This window comes from Tessaracoccus sp. O5.2 (assembly GCF_964266725.1).
GTDB lineage: Bacteria > Actinomycetota > Actinomycetes > Propionibacteriales > Propionibacteriaceae > Arachnia > Arachnia lapidicapta.
Genome location: NZ_CAXWGV010000034.1, coordinates 149,532 through 172,279, shown reverse-complemented (window position 1 = coordinate 172,279; position 22,748 = coordinate 149,532). Strand labels below are relative to the sequence as shown.

The window sequence follows — 22,748 nt, the reverse complement described above, 5'->3', positions numbered from 1 at the left end:
GCTCGCCCGGTGCTCACCATCACGCCCCTGAGCCCGCCGGACTCGCCCGAGGAGCCGCGCTGGCTCGAGTTCTGCGGCCTCGTCAACGCCAACGAACACGAGCTGATCGGCGGACCGCACTGGGACGTCGACCCGGTCGAGCTGTTCACCACCCAGCGGGCCGACGCCGACACCCGCCGGCTGCGCTACGTCGCCCACGTCGACGACGTCCCAGCCGGCTACCTGGTAGCCGAGACCGACCTCGTCGACGCCCCCGACAGCGCCACCGTGGCCGTGTTCGTGCACCCCGGGTTCCGCGGGCGAGGTGTCGCCGAGGCGTTGGTGGCGCGACTCCGCGCGGAGCTCCCCGAGGATGTCCGCCGGGTCCGGGCCTGGGTGGAGACCCCCGTGACCGACGGCGCGGCCCTGCGCCCGCCGTCGGGCCACGGCGCCATCGATGAGCGGCACCCAGGAGTCCGGCTCGCGCTGCGGCACGGGCTCTCGCTCGGCATGGTGGAGCGCGTCAGCCGCTACGACTTCGCCGCCCCCGGCATCGACCCCGACACCGCGTTGGCCGAGGCCGGCGCCGTCGCCGGCGAGGACTACGAGGTGCGGGAACGCGAACGCGTCCTGCTGCTCGGCAACCGCCTGTTCCACGCCGTGGTGCTGCATCGGCCGACGGGGGAGGTCGTTGCGCTCAGCGATCTGGCGCTGTCGCGGGCGAACCCCGCCGCGTTCGTCGACCAGATGGACACCATCGTGCTGCCCGGCCACCGCGGGCGCCGGCTCGGGATGCTCGTCAAGGCGGCCAACCTGATCCAAGTCCGCCGCCTCGCTCCGTCGGCCGCGGGCATCGTGACGTGGAATGCGGCCGAGAACCGCTACATGCTCGCGGTCAACGAGGCGCTGGGCTTCGTCCCGATGCTCACCAGCGGCGGCTTCGAGGCGACTCGGGGCTAGTCCCGGCCGCCCCCGGCCGGCCCGACCCGGTCGCCGCGCCGCAGCTTACGGCGCCCCCGCACGTGGGCTCCCATGCCCACCAGCACGAGACCCTCGGTCGACACCTCTCCTGCCAGGTCCTCACCGACTCCTGCCAGGTCCTCACCGACCTCAGCGCCCTTGCCGACGACGGCGCCCTCGTCGACGACGGCGAAGCGGACCTGGGCCTCCTCCCGGATCTCGACGTCGGCCAGGACGACGGCGTGCTCCACGACCGCGCCCGCGGCGACGGTGACGCCTGGACCCAGCACCGAGTCGCGGACGGTGCCGTCGATGACGCAGCCGGGGGACACCAGCGAGTTCTCGATGACCGCGCCGCGGCGCACGCGCGCCGGGAGGCGCTGGTGGTCCCGAAATCGGTCACCCGGCCGTCGTCATCGACGACGACCCCGTGGTGCGGGGCCTGGCCGATGGGGACCCGGGTGGAGACGATCGTGAGGTCGGCCTCGCGGTCCAGGTGCGCGGCCACCACCTCGGAGAAGTCGAGCCGGTACACGTGGTCGGCGCTGAGGACGAGCACGACGTCGGGGTCGAGCTCGCGGATGTGATCGCGGGTCGGGAGGTCGATCAGCCGGTAGACGCCCGCGAACGGCAGGGCGGGCTTGGCCCGCCGGTCGGTGAGGACCTCCATGCGGCCGCCCTCGCCGCCCGCCATGACGAGCGCGAGCACCCTTGGCCGCGACATCTCAGGCCTCCTGCTTCTCGACCCGGTAGACGAGCCGGGCGAACTGGCCGACGGCGGCGGCCGACACCAGGCGCAGCCGGTCCGACTCCACCCGCCGCGGAAGCAGCGGCGCGCCCCCCGTGAGCGCCACCGGCGCCACGGACAGCGCTATCTCGTCGAGCGCCCCCGCGTCGAGGAACTGCCCGGCCAGGTCACCGCCGCCGACGACCCAGATGTCGCCGTCGCCGGCCGCCTCCCGGATGGCCGGCAGCGCGTCGACCACGGGCCCGGAGACGAATCGGACGTCCGCGCCGGCGGGGACGGGGAGGTCGCGGCTCGTGAAGACGAAGGTGGGGCGGTCGCCGTGGAACTCGCTCCACTTCTCGGGGTGGGCCAGGATGTCTGACTCGGCCAGCACCCACTCGTACGTGGTGGACCCCTCTACCATGACGGTGATCCCGGAGGGGAACAGGCCCTCGTCCGGGTGCTCGCCCCCGTCGACGGCGAAGAGCCAGGCGAGGGAGTTGTGCTCGTCGGCGATGTAGCCGTTCAGGCTGGTGGCGGTGTCGAAGACGATGCGTCCCATACCCGCCGAGACTACCCGCGGACCAGGCCCACCACGTCGGACGCGTGGCCGACGACGACCTCGGCCCCCGCCTCCCGCAGCTCCTCCTCGGTCGCCGCGCCCGTGGTGATGCCCAGGGCCCGCATGCCCGCGGCCAGGGCCATGGCGACGTCCGAGACGGCATCGCCGACGTACCAGGTGTCGCCGGCGGTCGCACCGAGCCGGTCCAGCCCCAGGAGGGCCGACTCCGGATCGGGCTTGCCGCGGGTCACGTCGTCGGTGGTGATGAGGACGTCGATGAACTCGCGCAGCTCCGTGATGGTCAGCAGGTGCTCGGCCTGCGGGCCACCCTTGGCCGTCACCACTCCGATGGCGAAGCCGGCGTCGCGGAGGTCGCGGAGCATCGCCCGCACCCCGGGCAGGACGAGGTCCGGACCCGCGGCGTTCACCGCCTCATGCAGCGCCGCGCGGTACTCCGCGATGATCGCCCGCATCCGGGACTGGCCGTCGCCGGAGAACTCGTGCAACTCGTGCATCGCGTCCTCGATGGGGCGGCCGATCAGCGGGTACACGTCCCTCGGCTCGCAGGCGATGCCGTGGGCGACCAGCGTGTCGCTGATGTGCTGCGCGATGAGCGGCACGGTGTCGGCCAAGGTGCCGTCGAGGTCGAACAGGACTGCGCGGGGGGTGCTCACGCGCCCAGCCTACGGCGTCAGCACACGAGGGCGGTGGGTCGCTGGGGCGTCTGGACGCCCTGGTTGCGGCACACCCCGATGCCGCGTTCGGCCAGGCCGGCCGTGGCCGCCCTGTCCCGGCGGCGGGAATGCCCCGGGGCACGACAAGGGGCCGCCGCGGTTGCCCGCGACGGCCCTCGTCAGCGACGGATCAGGCGTTGCCCGGGATCACGTCACCCGACGGCCAGGTCTCGGCGATGAAGTCGGCGACCTCCTGCGAGTGCAGGAGTTCCTCGAGCTTCTGGATGCCCGGGTTGTCGTCACCGGTGCGCCACACGAGCATGTTGGCGTAGGGGTTGCCCTCGACCTCCTCGGACGCGATGGCCTCGCTCGGGTCGAGCCCGGCGGTGAGGATGAAGTTGGCGTTGATGACGGCCGCGTCGACGGCGGGGTCGGACAGCTGCTGCACGACCACCTCTGGCTGCGTCTCCTCGAACTTGAGACCCTTCGGGTTCTCGGCGTCCGTGAGCGTCAAAACGGTCGCGCCGTCCGGCACGTCGGTCAGGAGGCCGGCCTTCTCCAGCAGCTTGAGGCCGCGGTACTGGTTCGACACGTCGTTGGTGATGACGATGGTCGCGCCGTCGGGAATGGCGTCGATCGAGTCGTGCTTGTCCGAGAACACCTTGAGCGGCTCGATGTGCACGCCCTCGCCGGCGGTGAACTCGTAGCCCTTCTCCTCGATCTGGCTCTCGAGGTAGGGCTGGTGCTGGAAGTAGTTCGCGTCGAGCTCCTCTGAGGCGAGGGCCTCGTTGGGCAGCACGTAGTCGTCGAACTCGCGGATCTCGATCTCGAGCCCGGCCTCCTCGGCCAGGTTGTCGCGGACGAACTCCAGGATCTTGGCGTGGGGGACCGGGCTGGCGCCGACGACGAGGCTGGTGACCTCGCCCGCGGAGGCGGAACCGGCGGGTGCGCTGCTGTCGGCAGGCTCTGCGGAGCCGCACGCGGAGAGAGCGAGGGTGGCTGCCAACGAGGCAGCGACGGCGGTGAGAACTCGCATCAGGAGGATTCCTTACTGCTCGGGGCCAACAACAAGTTGGCCGATTTCTGCTGTGCCCGCTGACGCGGGCGACCCACGAGACGTGGGGGGACTATCGGTGGTCGACGCGCCGGGAGACGGTGTCGCCGAGCCATTGGACGCCCTGCACCATGATGACGATGAGGATCACCGTGATGACCATGACGTCAGGCTGGTAGCGCTGGAAGCCGTAGTTGTACGCGAGCCGGCCGAGACCGCCGCCGCCGACGAGGCCGGCCATCGCCGAGTAGCCGATGATCGTGACCACGGTCGTCGTGACGCCGGCCACGAGCCCCGGCATGGCCTCAGGGATCAGGACCTTGGTGATGGACTGCATCTTCGTCGACCCCATGGCGTGGGCGGCGTCCAGCTTGCCCGGATGGACCTCGCGCAGCGCGGTCTCCACGAGCCGGGCGAAGAAGGGGATGGCGGCGATGGCCAGCGACACCGACGCGGCGATGGGGCCCAGAGCCGTGCCGACGATCCAGCGGGTGACGGGGATGAGCGCCAGCATGAGGATGGCGTAGGGGATGGAGCGGGTGATGTTGACCACGATGCTCGACAGGAGGACGTTCAGCCAGCGGTTCTCGCCCAGCGCGCCCTTCTGCGTGACGTAGAGCACCACGCCGAGTGGCAGCCCGATGGCGACGGTCGCGAGGCTGGAGATGCCGACCATGAGCAGCGTCTCCCAGATGGCGGGGAGGACGGCCTTCTGCAGTGCCGGGTTGTTGAACCAGGTGTCGAGGAGGATCACGGGACCAGCCCTTCGACGGCGGCGGGGGTGACGGTGGTGAGCTTCGCGTCGGCGCCCTGGCTGCGCAGCACGTCGATGACGCGCTGGGGGTCGGTGCCCGGCGGGACCGAGATCCGCAGGTGGGAGAACGTGGTGCCGGCGAGATGCTCGACGCTGCCCGCCACGATGTTGAGTTCGGCGCCCACCTCGTGCGAGGTGTGGGCGACCACCGGCATGGCAGCCCGCTCGCCCGAGGACAGGACGTCGATGAGCGTACCGCCCACCGCATCCAGCGGGGCGTGCGGCGGTATGCCGAGCAGCGCCTCGGCGAGGCGGCTGTCGAGGCTGTTGACGACCTCGACCAGAGGGCCGGACTCGACGATGCGGCCACCGTCGAGGAGGGAGACCGAGTCGCAGATCTTCTTCACGACGTGCATCTCGTGCGTGATGACCAGCACCGCCAGGCCGTCGCGGCCCTTGAGGCTGAGGATGAGGTTCAGAATCTCGTCGGTGGTCTTCGGGTCGAGTGCCGACGTGGGCTCGTCGAACAGCAGCACGTCGGGCTCGGTGGCGAGCGCCCGGGCGATCCCCACCCGCTGCCGCATGCCACCCGACAGCTGCGCCGGGTAGGCGGGACCGGAGTCCGGCAGACCGACGACCCGCAGCAGCTCGGCGACCTTCGCGTCGCGCTCGGCCTTCTTCATGCCGACGAGCTCCAGGGGGTAGCCGACGTTGTCCGCGATGGTGCGGGAGTCGAACAGGTTCGCCTGCTGGAAGACCAGGCCGATCCGGCGGCGCGCGGTGCGCAGTGCGTCGGCACGGGCGGCGGTGAGGTCCACGCCGTTGATCTCGACCCTGCCCGACGTCGGGTGGTCCAGGAGGGTGAGGCACCGCACGAGCGTTGACTTGCCCGCGCCGGAGTGGCCGATGATGCCGTGGATGGATCCCGCGGGAACGGTGAGCGTCACGCCGTCCAGGGCGCGCACCTCGCGCCTGCCCTGTCGGTAGACCTTCGTGAGGTCGGTGACGGTGATCATGGGGCCCTCTCGTTCCTGCTGGTGCACTATTCAATCAGGGGAGGGCCCCGCGCCCCGAATCGGGTGGGGCGCTGTTCACCGCCGGCGAAACGCCGGCAGGCATGCTCAGTAGTGGCGGCGGACCTCGCGCGCGACGGCGTCGAACGTCTCGCGGTCCAGTACCGCGCCGACGCGGCGCACCGCGTCCGGGTCGATGCGCACGATGCGGTTGACTCGCACCTCGCTGGCGCGGCCGCGGTGGTCCCAGCCTCCGGTGCCGATGTCTATCCAGTAGCGGCCTGCCGCCGCCTCCTGGGCCTCGTCGACGTCGTGGTCCTGCGACGTCACCTGCAGGCCGAGCAGCCACGGCCCGTCGCGCCCGATGAGGAGCACCGGCCGGTCCTTGCCCTGCGCGGGATCGTCCTCGTAGGGCACCCACGTCCAGACGACCTCGCCGGGGTCCGGCCGCCCGTCCGCGAGGGGATGGTAGGTGATCGCCGGTGAGCCGCGGAAGTCGCCCGGGTAGTCGGCCGGCGTGGCTGAAGTGGGCCGCGGGGCCGGTCGCGGCGTGGTCCGGCGGCGCTTCGTCGGGGACGTCGGCCGGCTGGCGCGGTCCAGGGCACGCAGCGCGACCTCGCGCACGACTCTGAGGGCGCCGTCGAACAGGGGATTGCGAGCCATGTCGGCGAGCCTACGCGAGTCAGCGGAACCGGGGCAGCCGTCCGTACACGATGTGGTCGGGCCGCCGGTAAGGGGTGGGGGAGACGCCGCGCACCTGCTCCCAGCGCCGGACGTAGACGCCGACCGGCCGCAGCAGGAGCAGTGCGCCGCCCGCGAGGCTCAGCCCCGCGCCGATGAAGGCCCAGTCCGTCAGCACGACGGCGAAAGCGCCGGCCAGGACGACCGCGACGCCCCCGCCCCAGCGTGTCCACCGCCAGCCGTTCCAGGCGTGGAACCCGACCACCCCGCACGCCCCCGCGGCCAGTACGAGTGCGGCGGCGAGTGCCCCCTCGGCCGTGAGCGACTGCCAGGTGCCCGGTTTCGGCGACACCCACTCGACGAGGCGCGCCGACGTCGGGTACGTGTCAGGGTGCGCGGCCGCCCACCAGTGCAGCCCATACGCCACGGCCAACGCCGCCGCGGCCAGGTACTGCAGCAGCGTCGAGGCGACCACCGCCGCCGGGCGGCGCGGCTCCCCGGTCCTGGGGCTCAGGGGCACGTCGTCGCGCAGCTCCTCGATCGGGGGGAGCGTCGCGATCTCTGGCTGCTCGGACATCGCCCCCAGCGTAGCCCGCTCCCAGACTGTTGCCCGGTCCAGCGGCCGGGCGGGATACTGAGCCATGACGCGCGAGCACGACTGGGACAAGGTCTACCGCGACGCCGACCGCCTCTGGAGCGGGGAACCCAACCAGGCGCTGGTGGCCGAGGCGACGAGACTGCGACGCGGCCGAGCGCTCGACGTCGGCTGCGGCGAGGGCGCCGATGCGCTGTGGCTGGCGTCCCACGGCTGGGAGGTCACGGCGCTCGACCCGTCGCTGGTGGCGCTGGAACGCGGTCAGCGCGCCGCCGAGGGCACCGGCCTCATCGTCGAGTGGGTGGCCGGCGAGATCGGGGCGCGGCCGCTGCCGCACGACGACTACCAGCTGGTGTCGGCGTTCTACGTGCCCCTGCTGAAGGACTCACCGGCCGTCGACGCGATGCTCGCGCTGGTCGCCGACGGCGGCCGGCTGCTGCTGGTCCACCACGCTGACTTCGAGCCGAAGCACGGCAACGTGAACCCGGCCACGCTGCTCATGCCGGACGACCTGGCGGCTCGCCTGGGGGAGGGGTGGACGATCGAGGTGCACGAGCGACGGCCACGCTCGGTCGCCGTCGGCGCCGGTGCCCACCACCTCGACGACCTCGTGCTGCTCGCCCGCCGCGACGCCGGGTGACCGGTCAGGGAGCCGTCGGCAGCAGGGCCGCCGCGGCCGCGTCGACCGGCGACACATCCGGCCGCAGCGCCCGCAGCACCGGCTGCCGCAGCGCCCCGTCGGGTGTGACCTCCAGGTAGCGCACCTGCACGCACAGCATGGGCTCCACCCACCGCGCCCGGCGCGCCATCGGGTCCGTGGGCGCGGGATCGAACGGGGGCGTCGGCCGCTCCGTGTCGCGCAGGACGGCCAGGAGCGTGTCCCGCTCGCCCCTGCCCAGGCCGGAACCGACCCGCCCCATCGGGTAGAGCACCGGCCGCGAGTCGAACGTCGCCTCGTCGGCCGGCTGGCCCACCCACAGCGCGCCGAGCGCGTGCAGGTTCCCCGACTCGGGCAGCCAGCCGCCGATGACGGCGACCAGCTCCGAGCGGTGGGGGGTCTTCACCCAGGCCTCGCTGCGGTGGCCGGGCAGGTAGGGCGAGTCACGCCGCTTGCTCATCACGCCCTCCAGGCCGGCTTCGCGGGTGAAGCGGGCGAGGGCGTCGCCGTCGTCGAAGGTCTCGGAGCGGCGCCACGCCGGCCGGTCGAGGTCGAGCCGCTCCAACAGCGCCCGGCGTTCGGTCCACGGCCGGGCGGTCACGTCCTGCCCGCCGACGCGCAGCACGTCGAACACGACGAACGTGACGGGACGCTCGGCGGCCCAGCGGGCGGCCCGCGCCGCGTCGCGCACGTGCATGCGCGGCATGATCGCGTGGAACGACGGCGTGCCGTCGGGTCCCAGGGCCACCACCTCACCGTCCACCACGAGCCCGTCGGGCAGCCCCGCCGCCCCGGCGGCGACCTCCGGGTAGGCCACCGTGATGTCGCCCTCGGTCCGGTTGAGGAGCCGGATGCCGTCGGCCCGGGTCTCGGCGAGGGCGCGAATGCCGTCCCACTTGACCTCGTGCACCCAGCCGGGCCCCGACGGCGGGACCCCCGGGGTCCGCGACGGCGTGGCGAGCATGGGGCGCATGGCGTCCATCATGCCCGCGCGGCCGGGGTCAGGCGCCGATCTTGCGCAGCGTCAGCTCGGTGAACAGCCGGGCGCCGTCGGCCAGCACGCCGTCGTCGAAGCGGGCGTAGGCCGAATGGTTGAACGGGGCGGTCGCCGGATCGAGCTCCGGAGGACACGCCGACAGTCCGATGAAGCAGCCCGGCGCCTCCAGCAGCAGCCGCGAGAAGTCCTCCGCGCCCGCCAGTGGCTTCTCCCAGCGCAGGTGCCGGTCGGCGCCGAAGAGGTCGGTCACCGCCGCCGCGACCGCGTCCGCCTCCGCCGGGTTGTTGACCGTGACGGGATACTGCTCGACGATCTCGGTCTCGCCGGTGACGCCGTGTGCGGCGGCGATGCCTGAGACCACCTCCGGGATGGTCGCGAGCAGCTTGGCGCGGACGTCGGTGTCGAAGGTGCGCAGCGTCGCCTCGAGCCGGCCGTCTTCGGGGATGACGTTGGCGATGGTGCCCGCCTGCAGCAGCCCGACGGTGACGACGACGGGGTTCTGGACGTCGAACCGCCGGGTCACCATGGTGTTGAGGGCGGTGGTGATCTCGGCCAGCGCCGGGACGGGGTCGGCGGCGGCGTGGGGCGTGGAGCCGTGCCCGCCGCGGCCGACGACGCGGACCTTGGCGACGTCGGAGCTGGCCATGACCGTGCCGGGCTTGGTGGAGAACGTGCCGTGGGGGTCCAGGGCCGCCCACACATGGATGGCGTAGACCCAGTCGGGGCGGGACCCGGCGACGTCGAGGAGGCCCTCCTCGAGCATGTACCGCGCGCCGTCGACCCCCTCCTCGCCGGGCTGGAACATGAAGACGACGTCGCCGGCCAGCCGGTCGCGCCGGGCGCAGAGCTCGTGTGCGGCCCCGACCAGCATCGCCATGTGCAGGTCGTGTCCGCAGGCGTGCATCGTGCCGGTGTCGGCGGCGTACTCGAGGCCGGTGCGCTCCTCGACGGGGAGCGCGTCCATGTCCGCGCGCAGCAGCACGACCGGCCGCTTGCCCTGCGTCGCGACCTCGCCGCGCAGCACCGCGACCACGCTCGTGACCGTCTCGCCGAGGGTGATCTCCAGCGGCAGGCCGTCCAGAGCCTCGAGGATCATGGCCTGGGTCTTCGGAAGCTGGAGCCCCACCTCCGGGATCCGGTGGAGGGCGTGGCGCAGAGCGATGAGGTCCGGGGTCATGCACCCATTCATATCAGGCGAGGAAGAAGGCCTTCGCGCCCTCGAACGTCATCTGCACGGCCATGATCACCAGGATCATGCCCATCAGGCGTTCGACGGCGACGAGCGCGCGGGTGCCGACGACCCGCTGCAGGAAGCCGGAGAAGTACAGCGTGATCGCGGTGAGGGCCCACGCCGCGACCAGGCCGCCGAGGAACCAGGGCCAGTCCCCGGGATCCTGGCTGACGAGGACGACGATGACTGCGAGCAGCGACGGGCCGGCGATGTAGGGCACCGCCAACGGGACGATGAACGGCTCGTCATGCGTCTGGGGCTCCGACAGGTTCCGCTCGGGGGTGGGGAACACCATGCGGATGGCGATGAGCAGCAGGATGACGCCGCCGGCCGCCTGCAGGGCGGCCCCGTCGATGTGGAGCAGGGTCAGCAGGCCCTGTCCGAGGAACAGGAACGTCACCATCACCGCCAGCGCGATCAGGCACTCCCGCAGAATCACCCACTGGCGTCGTTCCGGCTTGGTGTTGCGCAGCGAGGTGAGGAACAGGGGCACGTTGCCGAGCGGGTCCATGACGAGGAGGAACGTGACGAACGACGACACGAGCAGCGTCATGGCAGGGGGACTCCTTGTCCGGGGGCAGAGGCGGGGCGGTCCCATCCTGCCGCATGGCACGGGGCTCCGCCGCCGAAGCGACGGGGCCCCGTGGCGTGGGTGGGTCAGAGCGCCATGGTGCCGGTCTCGAGGAACCGGACGTGCCAGCCGAGCGCGGTGGCGAGGTCGTGCGGGGTGTGATGCCCGTTGGCCTTCTTCTCGGCGAGCTTGACGTACTCGAGCAGCGGCTCACGGTAGTCCGGGTGCGCGCAGTTCTCGATCACCTTGATGGCGCGCTGGCGAGGCGCCAGCCCGCGCAGGTCCGCGAGGCCCTGCTCGGTGATGAGGACCTGCACGTCGTGCTCGGTGTGGTCGACGTGATTGACCATCGGGACGATGCAGGAGATGGCCCCGCCCTTCGCCGTCGACGGGGTCACGAAGCACGACACCCACCCGTTGCGGGTGAAGTCGCCCGAGCCGCCGATGCCGTTCTGCATGCGCGAACCCATGACGTGGGTCGAGTTCACGTTGCCGTAGATGTCGGCCTCGATCATCCCGTTACAGGCGATGACACCCATGCGGCGGATGGCCTCGGGGTGGTTCGACACGTCCTGGGGACGCAGCACGATCTTGTTACGGTAGTCCGCGGCGTTGTCGTTCATCTTCTCGGCCGCCGTCGGGCTCAGCGAGAACGCGGTCGCCGACGCCACCGTCAGCTTGCCGGAGTCCAGGAGGTCGACCATGCCGTCCTGGATCACCTCGGTGTAGGAGGTGAGATTCTCGAACGGGCCCTCCAACAGGCCGGCGAGCACCGCGTTGGCGATGTTGCCGACGCCCGACTGCAGCGGCAGCAGGTTCTCCGGCAGGCGGCCGGCCTTGACCTCGTTGCCGAGGAAGTCGAGGAAGTAACCGGCGATGGCGCGCGAATCGTCGTCGAGGGCCTTGAACGGCGTGTTGCGGTCCGCCGAGTTGGTCTCGATGACCGCGACGACCTTGTCGGCGTCGACCTTCAGCACCTTGCCGCCGATGCGGTCGCCCGCGTTCTGGATGGGCAGGGGCACGCGGTTCGGGGGCAGCGCGCCGATGGGGTAGTAGATGTCGTGCATGCCGAAGAGGTCTTCGGACTGCCACGAGTTCACCTCGATGATGATCTTGTCCGCGTGGTCCAGGTAGGTGCGGTTCATGCCCACCGAGGAGGACGGGACGATGTCGCCGTCCTCGGTGATCGCGGTGGCCTCGACGACGGCCAGGTTGAGGTGGCCCAGGAAGCCCTGCGAGACCTGCGGCCCCATGTGGGACAGGTGGATGTCCTGGTAGTACGAGACGCCGGTGTTGATGGCGCTGCGCATCTCGGGGTCCGACTGGTAGGGCGCGCGGTAGGAGATGCCGCCGGTGCGGGCCAGGGCGCCGTCGAGCTCGGGGGCGGTCGACGCTCCGGTCCACACGCCGATCCGGAACTCCTCACCCTTGGCGTGGTGGGCGTCGATGATGGCGGCGAGTGCCTCCGGGAACACCTTCGGGTAGCCGGACCCGGTGAAGCCCGAGAATCCGACATTCCATCCGTTTTCGACGAGGGCGGCGGCGTCGTGGGCCGACATCACCTTCTGCTTGAACGCCTCGTTGCGGATGCGACCTGACATCTGTCCTCCTTGAGAGATTGCGGTGCGGTCCCACCCTAGCGGGAGGGGCGCACCGATTCCGCCGCCCGTTTGGCTCTCGGACGGCGGGACGGCAACACACGGACCAGCGGCGCTCAGGGGCCGCCGGGCCCCGTCGGCTGCTACGGGATCATCCTTGCATCCCTGTGGGGCACCGACAGCGCCGGGGTGGTCGGACCACAGCCGGTTCGGCGTGCTAGGAGTGTCGGCTGACGCGTGTGCCTAGGCTGGGGAGGCAACGGGAGGAGGCCGCTGTGGCCGAGGATGATCGAACCCAACTCTGGCTGGTGCGCCACGGAGCGACGGAGTGGTCGCGGGACGGGCGCCACACGTCCACGACCGACCTGGACCTGCTGCCACAGGGACGCGAGGACGCCGAGGTCATCGCACGCAGGCTGGAGGGCGAGCACTTCGACCTGGTCCTGAGCAGCCCCCGGCTGCGGGCGCGGGAGACGGCGCGGCTGGCGGGCTTCACCGCGCCTGAGATCGACCCGGACCTGGTCGAGTGGGACTACGGCCCGGGCGAGGGCCTGACCAGTGTCCAGATCGGCGAACTCGTCCCAGGGTGGCGCATCTGGACCCACGGGGCTCCGGACTTGGACCGCGACGGCATGGCCCCCGGCGAGTCCCGGCAGCAGGTCGAGGAACGACTGGGCCGCGTGGTGGCGCGGGCCAAGGCGTCCGGTCTGCCGCGGATCCTCGTGTTCGGCCACGGTCACGCGCTGCGGGCCCTCGCCATGCTGTGGATCGAGCAGCCGGTTCCGTTGGCGGCCAGTTTCCCGTTCGTCACGGGCGCCCTGGGGATCCTGGGCTGGGAGAAGGACTCGCCCGCGCTGGTCCGCTGGAACAGCTGATCAGGCCTCGAGGGGAGCCCGGACCGTGTTGAACGCGAACGCGGCGACGGCGTCGAGGCGGGGGAACCCGATCGCGACGTCCGCGGCCGCTGCCGTGACCGGCTTGGCGCAGTAGGCCACCGACAGGCCGGCCGCGGCGAACATGCCGAGGTCGTTGGCGCCGTCGCCGACCGCGACGGTGAGCGCGGGATCGATGCCCTCGGCGTGGGCGAAGCGCAGCAGGTCCCGGGCCTTTTGGTCCCGGTCGACGATGGGACCGCTCACGCGGCCGGTGAGGCGTTCCTCGCCGTCGACGTGGTGCGTCTCGAGTTGGTTGGCGTTGAAGAAGTCGAGGCCGAGCCGCTCCGCCAGGGGCGCCACCAGCTGCGTGAACCCGCCCGACGTCACGCCCACCTTCGCGCCGCTGGCGTGTGCGGCGGCGATGAGCTCCGCCGCGCCGTTGGACAGCGTCATGGCCTGCCCCACCTCCGTGAAGATGGCCGTGGGCAGCCCCTCCAGCGTGGCGACCCGCTCCGTCAGCGATTGCGCGAAGTCCAGCTCGCCGCGCATGGCGCGCTCGGTGATCTCCGCGACCCTCGGCCCGACCCCCGCGTGGTGCGCCAGCAGATCGATGGCCTCGGTGGTGGTGAGGGTGGAGTCGACGTCCATGAGGAGCAGCCGGGCCGGCACTTTCGCCAAGGGCCCGGTCACGACCCCCACCGCGACATCGCCCGCCACCGCCCGCAGCGCGGCGCGCAGCGCCCGCGGGTCGTCGTGCTCCGTGAACATGCTGATCCGCTGCCCGTAGAGGGTCTCGTCGCTGATGACATGGCCCGTGCTGGGGATGAGGGCGACGAGGGACTCGGGAATGGGGCCCTGGGCGGCGAGCGTGACGCGGATCTCCATGAGGGACAGGCTAACCGGCAGCGGCGGGCGCAAGCCGTGGCTGCGCCCGCCGTGGACCGTCAGCGGGCGGCCGCGACCGGGGTGACGGTGATCTCGATCTCCTCGTCGTCGCGCACGACGCTCAGCGTCATCTCGCGCCCGACCCGTCCGTTGCGCACCAGAGCCACCAGCGACTCGGTGGACGAGACGGGGGCGCCGTCGACCTCGGTGATGAGGTCACCGGCCCGCAGTCCTCCCGCCTCGGCCGGCGAGCCGGCAACCACCTCAGCCACGACGGCGCCGAGCGGGCCGGTGCCGCTGACGTCGGAGGCGCTGATTCCGATCTGCGGGTGCTCGGCGACGCCCTTCTCGATCAGCTGCTCCGTGACGTACTGCACCTGCCCGGCGCCGATCGCGAAGCCGAGCCCGATGTTGCCGGCCTGGCTGGACGACGACGAGGCGAGCGACGCGATCGACGACGTGACCCCCACGAGCTGCCCCTCGCCGTTGACGAGGGCCCCGCCGGAGTTGCCGGGGTTGATCGCGGCGTTGGTCTGGATGGCGGCGGTCACGACCAGGTCGTCGCGGCCCTGCGCGATGGTGGTGTTGCTCACCGCCCGCGTGGTGACGGGGCGGTTGAGGGCGGAGACGATGCCGGTGGTGACCGTGTCGGCCAGTCCGAGCGGGTTGCCGATCGCCATCACCGGGTCCCCGACCTGGAGCTCCGACTCGTCCGCGATGGACATCACGGTGAGCTTCGACGGCGGGTCGACGAGCTTGATGACGGCGAGGTCCGTCGACGGGTCGGTCCCGACGACCTCGGCCGCGTACGACGTGTCGTCGAGCAGCACGACGATCTGGGCGTTCGAGCCGCTGCCCGACACGACGTGGTTGTTGGTGACGATGTGTCCTTCGGCGTCGATGATGACGCCCGAGCCCTGCCCGGCGGACCCGTCCTGGCCCTGGACCTGGATCGCGACGACCGCCCGGACGGCTGATTGCGCCACCTCGGTCCAGTTGGGGTTGTTGGGATCCGCCTGGACGATCTGCGTCTCGGTCGCCCCGGTGCTGGCCGAGGCCGAAGCCGATGCGGCCGAGTCAGCCACGCCGCCCGTCCACTGGGACGCGGCGAACCCGGCACCTCCGCCGACACCCGCGGCCAGGACCGCCACGGCGAGCAGGCCGGCGAGCCCCGAGCGGCGGTGGGTCGCCGAGGCCGTGGACGTGGGGGTCCCGAACGGGCTCGGCGGGCCGTACGACGCCGAGGCGTGCGACGCGGGCTGGGGGGTCGGCTGCGGATACGGCGTGCGCTGATCCTGCGTCGGGTGGGTCTGCGGGCCCGGCTGAGCCGGGGCATTCGGGTGCGCCGGGGGCTGCCACGTGTCGGGCGCCCGCCAGCCGTCACGGCTCCAGGGGTTCGGGTGCTGCTCGTTGGTCATTCAGGCCTCCTGATCGGTACCACCCCAGTTAACCCATCGAGTCTATGAGCTTCCTGTGAAACCCCTGAGCTGACTCTGATAGCGCTCAGCGCGCGGTCGTCACCGTCACCGTGTACTGAGGGTCCTGCGCGGCCACCCGGGTGGGCCCGACGCGGTCGTTCAACTCGCGCCGCCACGGCAGATGCGAGTTGAACACGCACCACAGCTGGCCGCCCGGCCGCAGCACGCGCCGGGCGTCGTCGAACATGGCCAGCGTGTCCTCGGAGTCCTTGGCCATCCCGCGGTGGAACGGGGGGTTGGTGACGATGGCATCGACGCTGGCGTCGGCCTGCGCCGCCAGGCCGGGGCCCCAGGCCACGTCGACGTCCACCCGGTTGACTTCGGCCGCGACGGCGGTGGCCGCCACGGCCGCCCAGCTGACGTCCGTCGCCGAGACGCGGCGGCCCTCGCGGGCCAGCCACATCGTCAGCGTGCCGTTGCCGCACCCGAAGTCGAGGACGTCGTCGCCCTCGAGGCCGGGGGTGCGGCCGGCGCCGGCCAGCGCCGAGATGAGCAGCCGGGAGCCCGGGTCGATCTTGGTGCCGCCGAACGTGGCGCCGTGGGCCGCGACAGCGAAGCCGAGGTCGGGGTGCTCGCGGACCTTCGGCCATTCGTTGGGCAGCCCGTTGGGCCCCCATGCGCGCAGCACCCGGCTCTTCGCGCGGCCGAGGCTCGCCGAGACCGCCGTGAAGTGGCGGCCCAGGACCTCGTTCATCGAGCGGTTGAGGTGCTTGATCCGAGCCCCGCCGATGAACGTGACGTCCGTGGCCCCCTGAACCACGGCGCACATCTCGTCGAGGGCGCCGAGGGACTTCGGCAGCCGCGCCAGGGCGAGGTCGACGCCCGCGAGGTCGGTCGGGTGCTCGACCAGATACTCAGCCGGCACCAGCTCTGCGTCGCGCCAGTCGTCGCACCAGACCCGGACATCGTCGGTGAGGGTGCGGGCGTCGTCGAGCAGGGCGGGGGCGTCGAGCAGCGCCACGGCGCCCGCCTGCCGCGGGGCCTCGTCCCAGATCAGGTCATCCACGGCATCACGCATGGGGGGGAGTCTACGGGGCCGGCAGCCCCGTCGCCGCCCCATCGGGCGGCCCCACGGCGCACACGCTGGGCACCTTCGGCCGAGAGCCGCGCCGTCGATAGGGTTGCCCCGAACCTAGCGAGGAGAGAGTCCATGGAGCAGGAGTTCGCGCCCGGCACCGTCGTGCTGGTCGGGGGAGGCCCCGGAGACCCGGGCCTCATGACGGTCGCCGGCCTGGACGCGATCCGGGCGGCCGACGTCATCGTCCACGACCGGCTCGGGGCGCTGCGGTGTCTCGACGAGGCGCGCGCGGACGCGGAGATCATCAACGTCGGCAAGATTCCCCGCGGCGAGTTCACGCCCCAGGAGGAGATCAACGCCATCCTCGTCGACCGCGCCCGCCAGGGGCGGCGCGTGGTACGCCTCAAGGGCGGGGACAACTACGTCTTCGGCCGCGGCGGCGAGGAGTGGCTGGCCTGCCACGCCGCTGGCATCCCGGTCCGGGTCGTTCCGGGCGTCACGTCGGCGGTGAGCGTCCCGGCGTTGGCGGGGATCCCCGTCACGCACCGGGGGCTCACCCAGGGCTTCGTCGTCGTCTCCGGGCATGTTCCGCCGTCGGATCCGCGCAGCGAGGTCAACTGGGCGGCGCTGGCCGGAGCCAACCTCACCCTCGTCGTGCTGATGGGCGTCCAGAACCTGCCGGAGATCTCCGCCGAGCTGCAGCGGCACGGGCTGCCGCCGGACACGCCCGCGGCCGTGATCGCCGACGGCACCACACCCGGGCAGCTCACGATCCGGGCAACCCTGGCGAGCATCGCCGGCGAGGCGGCGCGGGCGGACATCCGGCCGCCGGCGATCGTGGTGATCGGGGCCGTCGCCGCGCTCGAGCTCGAGGCCTGAAGTGGAGTTCTCCGTCCGCATCGACCCCGCCGACGCCGCCGCCGTCGAGCTGCTGGAGCGGCTCGCCGAGCGCGCCGACGTGGCTCCCATGGCCCACGCGCCGGTTCCGACCCTGGTCCTGGGCGGGGCCCGGTCGGGCAAGTCCTCGTGGGCGGAGGCGCAGTTGGCGGCGGCCCGTGACGTCGACTACGTCGCCACCTCAGAGGTGCGCGACGACGACCCCGAGTGGGCGCACCGCGTCGCCCTGCACCGCGACCGTCGCCCCGGCTCGTGGCGGACCGTGGAGACGATCGACCTGGCCTCCGTCCTGGACCGCGACGACGCCGCCCCGGTACTCATCGATTGTGCGGCCGTCTGGTTGGACCGCGTCCTCATGGCCGCGGGCGCATGGGACGACTCGCCCGGCTGGCGCGAGCGGGTCGAGCGGGAGGTGTCGCGGGTGGCCGACGCGCTGCGCCGGACGACGCGCGAGGTCATCATCGTGAGCAACGAGGTGGGATCGGGCGTGGTGCCGGCCACGCCGTCGGGCCGCCTGTACCGCGACGAGCTCGGCCGGCTGAACGCGCGCCTCGCGGAGGCGTCACGGGAGGTCTGGCTGTGCACGGCCGGGATCGCGAGGCGGATCAAGTGACGGGCTTCGTCGCGGCGCTGGGACTGTTCACGGTCATCCCCGTGCCGTCGGTGGCGGAGATCGACCGGCGACTGGCCGCCCGGGCCATGGCGGCCTTCCCCTGGGTGGGGCTGCTCGTCGGTGCCGCCGCCGGCGCCGTCCTCTGGCTGGTGACCGCCTCGGGTGCGGGTGGCCTCCTGGGGTCCGCGCTGGCCCTCGCCGTCGCCGCCGGTCTCACGGGCGCGCTGCACCTGGACGGACTGGCCGACACCGCCGACGGGCTGGGGTCGCGCAAGCCCGCGGAGGCGGCGCTGGCGATCATGCGCAAGTCCGACATCGGACCCATGGGGGTAGCGGCCCTGGCCCTCGGCCTCCTTATCGACGCGGCAGCGCTGACGTCGCTCGCGGAGCGCGGTGGCGCCTTGGCGGCGGCGGCGCTGGCAGTCGCCGCCATGGCGGGCCGGGCCGTGGTGACCGGGGCGACGGTGTCGCGGGACTCGGCCCGTCAGCAGGGGTTCGGCGCCCTGTTCATCGGCGTCACGGGGCCCGTGACCGCGGCCGTGACTGCGGCCGCGGGCTTGGTCGTCGCGGCGGTCGCGGGCTGGTTGGCGGGTGGGGTCCCGGGGGCGGTGGCCCTCGCGGTCGCGGCGACCGCGGCGGGTGCGGTCGGGCTGCTGTGGGCACGACGGCTGGCGCGCCGCCTCGGCGGCATGACCGGCGACGTGTTCGGGTCGGTCATCGAGGTGACGCAGGGGACGTGCCTCGTCGCGTCCGCAGTCCTCGCCGGCGCCCTGGGCGCCTGACGCCTCAGCCTCGCGTAACCGGGATCTTCGCCGCGGGCGCCGCCACCTGGGCGGCCACGGGCACGCGAATCTCCAGGACGCCGTCGCGGTAGGTGGCCGTGACGTCGTCCGTGGTTGCCCCGGAGGGCAGCTTGACGGTCCGGTAGAACGAGCCGTACCGGAACTCCGACCGGTAACCGTCCTTGTCCTTGTGTTCGGACTTGGCCTGCCGCTGCGCGCGGATGGTCAGGTCGCCGTCGTCGATGGCGATCTCGACGTCCTTGTCCGGGTCGATGCCCGGCAACTCGGCGCGGACGACCAAGGTGTCGTCCTCCGTGAACTCTTCGACGCGCAACCAGGACTTGTCCACGTCTCCTTCGAACCACCGCTGCACCAGATCCTGCAGGTCCGGCCAGTCGCGTCGCACCAGTGCCATGGCGAACTCCTCTCCTCCCCGGGACGACGGGGTGTCGCCCCGCTCACCTCCGCGACCATGGCGGAAGTTCTCCTTCGATTCTGCGCCCGTCAGGGGGTGGAGTCAACGGCTGCCGCAGTCACCCGAAGCCGGGCAGCCGGGCCGTCCGCAGCCACGCGCCGTCGGCCAGACGGAGCCGCCCGACGGTGGTGAGCGGACCGGCGATGTCGCGGGTCGCGTAGGCGAGCAGGGAGATCTCCGCGACATCGAGCGGGTCGATCCGCGGCGCCCGCCACCCGGCGGCCCGGGCCCGCAACTCGTCCATCGGCCGCGACACCGCGTAGTGCCCGATCGTCACGTGTGGCACGTAGCCGCCTTCGTGTGGCGATCCCTGCGTGAGCGCGGCGTTGAGGCGCACGAGCTCAGGGGCGGTCGCTGGCAGGTAGGGCACCATCGGGAACGTGTCCCACCCGCTGACCCTGACCGCGAACGGGCCGACGCCGACGGCCCGCAGCCGCTCGAGGTCCGACACCAGTCGGTCCCGGGTGTAGGGGGCGTCGACCGGGTTCGCCCCCGGCGTCGGGACGGGGCCGGCGTAGGCAACCGTGATGTGGGGCTGGCGCTGGTGGCGGGGGAGCAGCACGTCGCCCCACCGCTCCCGCGCCGAGGCCACCGCCGCCCGGACGGGAGCCGCGTCCGCCTCCACCGCCCAGACCAGGGCGTGTTCGCATCCGCCGTGCCATTCGACGAAGTCGCGGTCCTCGCAGGCGATCGTGCGGTCCGGCCCCTCCGTGGTGCCGGGCACGGACCCGCGCGCCGTCACTGCTCCGGCAGCCGCGCGAGGGTGGGGTTGTCCGCCACCCAGATGTCAGACTCCAGTTTCCCGGGCAGGTAGGGGTTGTCCGTGGCCACGAAGGGCGCGCCCTTGCGCTCGGTGAAGTCGCGCAGCGTCCCGAAGGCCCACTTGCCGAGCAGGACGATCGCGACGAGGTTGATCAGGGCCATGACGCCCATGGACACGTCCGCGAGGCTCCACACCACGTCCAGCTTGAGGAAGGCCCCGACGACGACGGAGGCGATGACCACGAGCCGCAGGGCGAGGTCGTGCTCGTGCTTGCGCCCCGTCAGGTAGTCGAGGTTCACCTCGGCGTACGCGTAGTTGCCGATGATCGTCGAGTAGGCGAACGTGAAGATCAGGATGGTCATGGGCAGCGTCATCCACTCCCCGAGATGGTGCGCGACGGCCGACTGCGTCAGCGTCGCGCCCTCGACGTCCATGCCGGGTGCGTACACGCTGGCGTCCGACAGGAGGATCACGAACGCGGTGGCCGAGCAGATGAGCATGGTGTCGACGAAGACGCCCATCGACTGGATGAGGCCCTGGCGGGCGGGGTGGCTCGTGGTCGCGGTCGAGGCGGCGTTGGGTGCGGAACCCATTCCCGCCTCGTTCGAGTAGAGGCCGCGCTTGACGCCGTTGAGGAGCGCCGCGGTCACGCCGCCGGCCGTCCCCGCGAGGGCCTCGTTGAGCCCGAAGGCGGAGGCGATGATCTCGTAGAACACGAAGCCGAGCCGGTCGATGTTGAGCACGAGGATGACCAGTGCGAGGAGGATGTAGAGGCCGGCCATGATCGGCGCGACCCACTCGGCCACGCGGGCGACGGCCTTGATGCCGCCGAGGATGACGGCTCCGGTCAGGATCGCCAGCGCGATCGCCGAGACCCACACCGGAACGCCGTGGGAGGCGTCCAGGGTTTGGGCGATGGTGTTGGCCTGCACCATCTCGAACGCGATACCGAAGGTGAACAGCAGCGCGACGGCGAAGGCTGCACCCCATCGCCACGACTTCAGGCCGCGCCAGATGTAGAACGCGGGACCACCGCGGTAGGTCCCGTCGGGCCAGGACACCTTGAAGACCTGGGCCAATGTCGCCTCCACGAAGGCGGTGGCCATGCCGATGAGGGCGATGACCCACATCCAGAACACGGCCCCCGGGCCGCCGAGCGTGATGGCGATCGCGACCCCCGCGATGTTGCCCGTGCCGACCCGCGAGGCGAGGCCGATCGAGAACGCCTGGAAGGGCGTGATGCCCGTCCCCTCATGGCGCCCGGAGTGGAGGATGGTGCGGATCATCGCGGGGAACATGCGCAGCTGCATGCCCCGGGTCCGGACCGTGAAGTAGATCCCCACCGCCGCGAGGACGTAGATGAGCACCCACGTGTACATGTAGGTGTTGATGGTGTCCAGGAACCCCAGGATCGCGTCCATGGTCTGCTCCGTCCGTGAGGGGCGGTCGATGTCTGGAGACATCATGGCACCGACGACGTGGCCGCGACCGGTAGGGCACGAACCCCTCCGGGGGTGCCACCGGCGCCGCCCCAGGTGGGCGACGGGGTGGCGGTGCTGTCGCGTGATTCCGGGCTACGCCTCGGGGCTCGGGGGCACCCCCGGCAACGAACATCGGGTCCTGTCCCCGAGGGGGCAGGACCCGATGTGGCGGAGGATACGAGATTCGAACTCGTGAGGGCGTGAACCCAACCCGCTTTCCAAGCGAGCGCCATAGGCCTCTAGGCGAATCCTCCAAGGAGGAACCCTACCCGAGGGGCCGACGGCGGCTCAAATCACGTGGATCAGTTGTAGACGATCACCTTGTCTCCGACGCGGGCCAGGTCGAACAGGCGCGCGATCGCGGCCCGGTCGCGGACGTTCACGCAACCGTGAGAGGCCCCGTTGTAGCCGTTGGCGGCGAAGTCGGCGGAGTAGTGGATGGCCTGGCCGCCGCTGAAGAACATCGCATACGGCATGGCCGTGTGGTAGAGGCTCGACACGTGGTCGCGCGACTTCCAGCCGATGGTGAAGGCGCCGTTGCGGGTGGGCGTGAGCTCGGAGCCGAAGCGCACGTCGACCACCACGTCGACCTTCCCGTTGACGACCCAGGCCATCTTGCGCTGATCCTTCGACACGCAGAACCCGCGACCGGTGAGGCACCGCGAGTCGAGCCGGAAGCCCTTCTGCACGAGGGCGTTGTAGACGATGGGCTGGAGCGGGCCGGGCGACGGCACGCCCGAGGGGGTCGGCGCCGTGGCCGGGATCCGGGTCACCGCCGGGCGACCCGCGGTGGCAAAGTTCACGAACCCGTTGAAGCGCCAGGTCCAGACCTGCTTGACGACGCCGTCGCTGAGCGTGGGCGCGGAGGCCCAGATGTAGACGCGGCACGCGCCGTACCCCGTCGCTGCGGTGTTGCACTCGCTCTTCCAGGTGCGCCCGCCGGAGTAGAACACGTCGCCGGAGACCAGGTTGTTGCCCTTCCATGCGGCCTCAGGTGACGGGAGGTAGGTCAGGTTGTTGAACGTCCAGGTGTTCTGCTTGTACCAGACGCCGTTGACGCTCTTGATCACGGTGGCGTAGATGTCGGTGAAGCAGCGCACGGTGGTGGTCGAGTACATCTCGCAGCGCGTCTTCCAGTACCGGCCGTTGACGTAGTGGTAGCCGGGCGTCACGTACAGCTTCTGCGCCGCCGTCAGCGGCACCGCCGAGACGGTCGGCGTGGGGCTGGGCGTCGGGGTCGGCGAGGCCGACTTCGTCGGGCTGGCCGATGCGGTCACGGTGGGCGTCGGGGACGCCGCCGTCGTGGGCGTGGTGCTGGCCGTCGCCGAGGGCGACGGGGAGGCCGACAGGTCGGGCACCGGGCTTGCCGTCTCGGCGTGAGCCAGCGGCGTGATGAGGAGGAGGCCGAGCGCCGCGACGGCGACTCG

General features: G+C 71.8%; 26 protein-coding genes, 1 tRNA gene and 1 pseudogene. 7 read left to right on the top strand and 21 right to left on the bottom strand.

Annotation, left to right across the window (positions count from 1 at the left end; translation table 11 throughout):
• Positions 1-9: 9 nt before the first annotated feature.
• Positions 10-939, top strand: a complete 930-nt coding sequence (locus tag ACFQPD_RS10960; protein WP_385900675.1) for a GNAT family N-acetyltransferase — start codon at positions 10-12, stop codon at positions 937-939.
• On the opposite strand, the gene ACFQPD_RS10955 is transcribed toward ACFQPD_RS10960, so the two are convergent.
• The 9 genes and pseudogenes from ACFQPD_RS10955 to ACFQPD_RS10915 form a co-directional block, all read right to left on the bottom strand.
• Positions 936-1,304: a hypothetical protein gene (locus tag ACFQPD_RS10955; RefSeq protein WP_385900699.1), complete on the bottom strand. Its 369-nt coding sequence runs from the start codon at positions 1,302-1,304 to the stop codon at positions 936-938. The two genes, ACFQPD_RS10960 and ACFQPD_RS10955, sit on opposite strands and share 4 nt — an antisense overlap.
• A gap of 38 nt (positions 1,305-1,342) precedes the next feature.
• Positions 1,343-1,633: pseudogene (locus tag ACFQPD_RS10950) on the bottom strand (sugar phosphate nucleotidyltransferase); the annotation flags it as partial.
• Positions 1,634-1,664: 31 nt separating this feature from the next.
• Positions 1,665-2,228, bottom strand: a complete 564-nt coding sequence (locus ACFQPD_RS10945; RefSeq protein ID WP_385900673.1) for a dihydrofolate reductase family protein — start codon at positions 2,226-2,228, stop codon at positions 1,665-1,667.
• 11 nt (positions 2,229-2,239) lie between these two features.
• On the bottom strand, positions 2,240-2,902 hold the full coding sequence (locus ACFQPD_RS10940; RefSeq protein WP_385900671.1) for an HAD family hydrolase: 663 nt from the start codon (positions 2,900-2,902) through the stop codon (positions 2,240-2,242).
• Between the two features lie 190 nt (positions 2,903-3,092).
• Positions 3,093-3,938: a MetQ/NlpA family ABC transporter substrate-binding protein gene (locus tag ACFQPD_RS10935; RefSeq protein WP_385900670.1), complete on the bottom strand. Its 846-nt coding sequence runs from the start codon at positions 3,936-3,938 to the stop codon at positions 3,093-3,095.
• Positions 3,939-4,029: 91 nt separating this feature from the next.
• A complete protein-coding gene (locus tag ACFQPD_RS10930) occupies positions 4,030-4,632 on the bottom strand; it encodes a methionine ABC transporter permease (protein ID WP_385900698.1) in 603 nt (200 codons plus the stop codon).
• Between the two features lie 74 nt (positions 4,633-4,706).
• Positions 4,707-5,726 carry a methionine ABC transporter ATP-binding protein gene (locus ACFQPD_RS10925; RefSeq protein ID WP_385900669.1) on the bottom strand — a complete coding sequence of 340 codons (1,020 nt, stop codon included), beginning with the start codon at positions 5,724-5,726 and terminating at the stop codon, positions 4,707-4,709.
• Positions 5,727-5,831: 105 nt separating this feature from the next.
• Positions 5,832-6,386, bottom strand: coding sequence for a type II toxin-antitoxin system PemK/MazF family toxin (locus ACFQPD_RS10920; protein ID WP_385900668.1), 555 nt, complete (start codon positions 6,384-6,386; stop codon positions 5,832-5,834).
• 19 nt (positions 6,387-6,405) lie between these two features.
• A complete protein-coding gene (locus ACFQPD_RS10915; RefSeq protein WP_385900666.1) occupies positions 6,406-6,981 on the bottom strand; it encodes a hypothetical protein in 576 nt (191 codons plus the stop codon).
• Positions 6,982-7,045: 64 nt separating this feature from the next.
• Between ACFQPD_RS10915 and ACFQPD_RS10910 the strand changes: the two genes are divergently transcribed.
• The gene (locus ACFQPD_RS10910) at positions 7,046-7,639 is read left to right on the top strand and encodes a class I SAM-dependent methyltransferase (protein WP_385900664.1); all 594 of its coding nucleotides are present in this window, start codon (positions 7,046-7,048) and stop codon (positions 7,637-7,639) included.
• Positions 7,640-7,643: 4 nt separating this feature from the next.
• Here ACFQPD_RS10910 and ACFQPD_RS10905 read toward each other — a convergent pair whose 3' ends face one another.
• The 4 genes from ACFQPD_RS10905 to ACFQPD_RS10890 form a co-directional block, all read right to left on the bottom strand.
• Positions 7,644-8,630 carry a hypothetical protein gene (locus ACFQPD_RS10905; protein WP_068749762.1) on the bottom strand — a complete coding sequence of 329 codons (987 nt, stop codon included), beginning with the start codon at positions 8,628-8,630 and terminating at the stop codon, positions 7,644-7,646.
• A gap of 28 nt (positions 8,631-8,658) precedes the next feature.
• Positions 8,659-9,831 carry a M20 family metallopeptidase gene (locus ACFQPD_RS10900; RefSeq protein ID WP_385900663.1) on the bottom strand — a complete coding sequence of 391 codons (1,173 nt, stop codon included), beginning with the start codon at positions 9,829-9,831 and terminating at the stop codon, positions 8,659-8,661.
• Positions 9,832-9,844: 13 nt separating this feature from the next.
• Positions 9,845-10,438 carry a MarC family protein gene (locus tag ACFQPD_RS10895; protein ID WP_385900661.1) on the bottom strand — a complete coding sequence of 198 codons (594 nt, stop codon included), beginning with the start codon at positions 10,436-10,438 and terminating at the stop codon, positions 9,845-9,847.
• 104 nt (positions 10,439-10,542) lie between these two features.
• Positions 10,543-12,057 carry an acetyl-CoA hydrolase/transferase family protein gene (locus tag ACFQPD_RS10890; protein ID WP_385900660.1) on the bottom strand — a complete coding sequence of 505 codons (1,515 nt, stop codon included), beginning with the start codon at positions 12,055-12,057 and terminating at the stop codon, positions 10,543-10,545.
• Between the two features lie 272 nt (positions 12,058-12,329).
• Between ACFQPD_RS10890 and ACFQPD_RS10885 the strand changes: the two genes are divergently transcribed.
• On the top strand, positions 12,330-12,929 hold the full coding sequence (locus tag ACFQPD_RS10885; RefSeq protein ID WP_385900658.1) for a histidine phosphatase family protein: 600 nt from the start codon (positions 12,330-12,332) through the stop codon (positions 12,927-12,929).
• Here the strand turns inward: ACFQPD_RS10885 and serB are convergent, their stop codons facing one another.
• The 3 genes from serB to ACFQPD_RS10870 form a co-directional block, all read right to left on the bottom strand.
• Complete coding sequence (gene serB / locus ACFQPD_RS10880) at positions 12,930-13,814, bottom strand: phosphoserine phosphatase SerB (protein WP_197971746.1); 885 nt, start codon at positions 13,812-13,814, stop codon at positions 12,930-12,932.
• A gap of 59 nt (positions 13,815-13,873) precedes the next feature.
• Positions 13,874-15,232, bottom strand: a complete 1,359-nt coding sequence (locus tag ACFQPD_RS10875; RefSeq protein WP_385900656.1) for a S1C family serine protease — start codon at positions 15,230-15,232, stop codon at positions 13,874-13,876.
• 85 nt (positions 15,233-15,317) lie between these two features.
• Positions 15,318-16,310, bottom strand: coding sequence for a class I SAM-dependent methyltransferase (locus ACFQPD_RS10870; protein ID WP_385900654.1), 993 nt, complete (start codon positions 16,308-16,310; stop codon positions 15,318-15,320).
• A 132-nt stretch (positions 16,311-16,442) separates the two neighbouring features.
• On the opposite strand from ACFQPD_RS10870, the gene cobA reads away from it, so the two are divergent.
• Genes cobA through cobS form a run of 3 tightly spaced genes read left to right on the top strand, consistent with a single transcriptional unit; the run spans position 16,443 to position 18,602 of the window.
• Entirely contained in the window at positions 16,443-17,189 is a 747-nt protein-coding gene (cobA, locus tag ACFQPD_RS10865; RefSeq protein WP_385900653.1) for a uroporphyrinogen-III C-methyltransferase, read from the top strand.
• 1 nt (position 17,190) lies between these two features.
• A complete protein-coding gene (cobU, locus tag ACFQPD_RS10860; RefSeq protein WP_385900652.1) occupies positions 17,191-17,820 on the top strand; it encodes a bifunctional adenosylcobinamide kinase/adenosylcobinamide-phosphate guanylyltransferase in 630 nt (209 codons plus the stop codon).
• A complete protein-coding gene (gene cobS, locus ACFQPD_RS10855; RefSeq protein ID WP_385900650.1) occupies positions 17,817-18,602 on the top strand; it encodes an adenosylcobinamide-GDP ribazoletransferase in 786 nt (261 codons plus the stop codon). Before cobU ends, cobS begins: the two co-directional genes overlap by 4 nt.
• A 4-nt stretch (positions 18,603-18,606) precedes the next feature.
• Here cobS and ACFQPD_RS10850 read toward each other — a convergent pair whose 3' ends face one another.
• The 5 genes from ACFQPD_RS10850 to ACFQPD_RS10830 all read right to left on the bottom strand — a co-directional run bounded on the left by ACFQPD_RS10850 (position 18,607) and on the right by ACFQPD_RS10830 (position 22,523).
• The gene (locus ACFQPD_RS10850; protein WP_385900649.1) at positions 18,607-19,017 is read right to left on the bottom strand and encodes an Hsp20/alpha crystallin family protein; all 411 of its coding nucleotides are present in this window, start codon (positions 19,015-19,017) and stop codon (positions 18,607-18,609) included.
• Positions 19,018-19,135: 118 nt separating this feature from the next.
• On the bottom strand, positions 19,136-19,801 hold the full coding sequence (locus ACFQPD_RS10845) for a 2'-5' RNA ligase family protein (protein ID WP_385900648.1): 666 nt from the start codon (positions 19,799-19,801) through the stop codon (positions 19,136-19,138).
• Positions 19,802-19,815: 14 nt separating this feature from the next.
• Positions 19,816-21,306, bottom strand: a complete 1,491-nt coding sequence (locus tag ACFQPD_RS10840; RefSeq protein ID WP_385900647.1) for an alanine/glycine:cation symporter family protein — start codon at positions 21,304-21,306, stop codon at positions 19,816-19,818.
• 181 nt (positions 21,307-21,487) lie between these two features.
• Positions 21,488-21,575 (bottom strand) — tRNA-Ser (locus tag ACFQPD_RS10835).
• A gap of 48 nt (positions 21,576-21,623) precedes the next feature.
• Positions 21,624-22,523: a L,D-transpeptidase gene (locus ACFQPD_RS10830; protein ID WP_385900646.1), complete on the bottom strand. Its 900-nt coding sequence runs from the start codon at positions 22,521-22,523 to the stop codon at positions 21,624-21,626.
• 16 nt (positions 22,524-22,539) lie between these two features.
• Here ACFQPD_RS10830 and ACFQPD_RS10825 point away from each other — a divergent pair, with 16 nt between their 5' ends.
• Positions 22,540-22,701 (top strand): hypothetical protein, encoded by a 162-nt coding sequence (locus tag ACFQPD_RS10825; protein ID WP_385900644.1) that lies wholly within the window; start codon positions 22,540-22,542, stop codon positions 22,699-22,701.
• Positions 22,702-22,748: the final 47 nt, after the last annotated feature.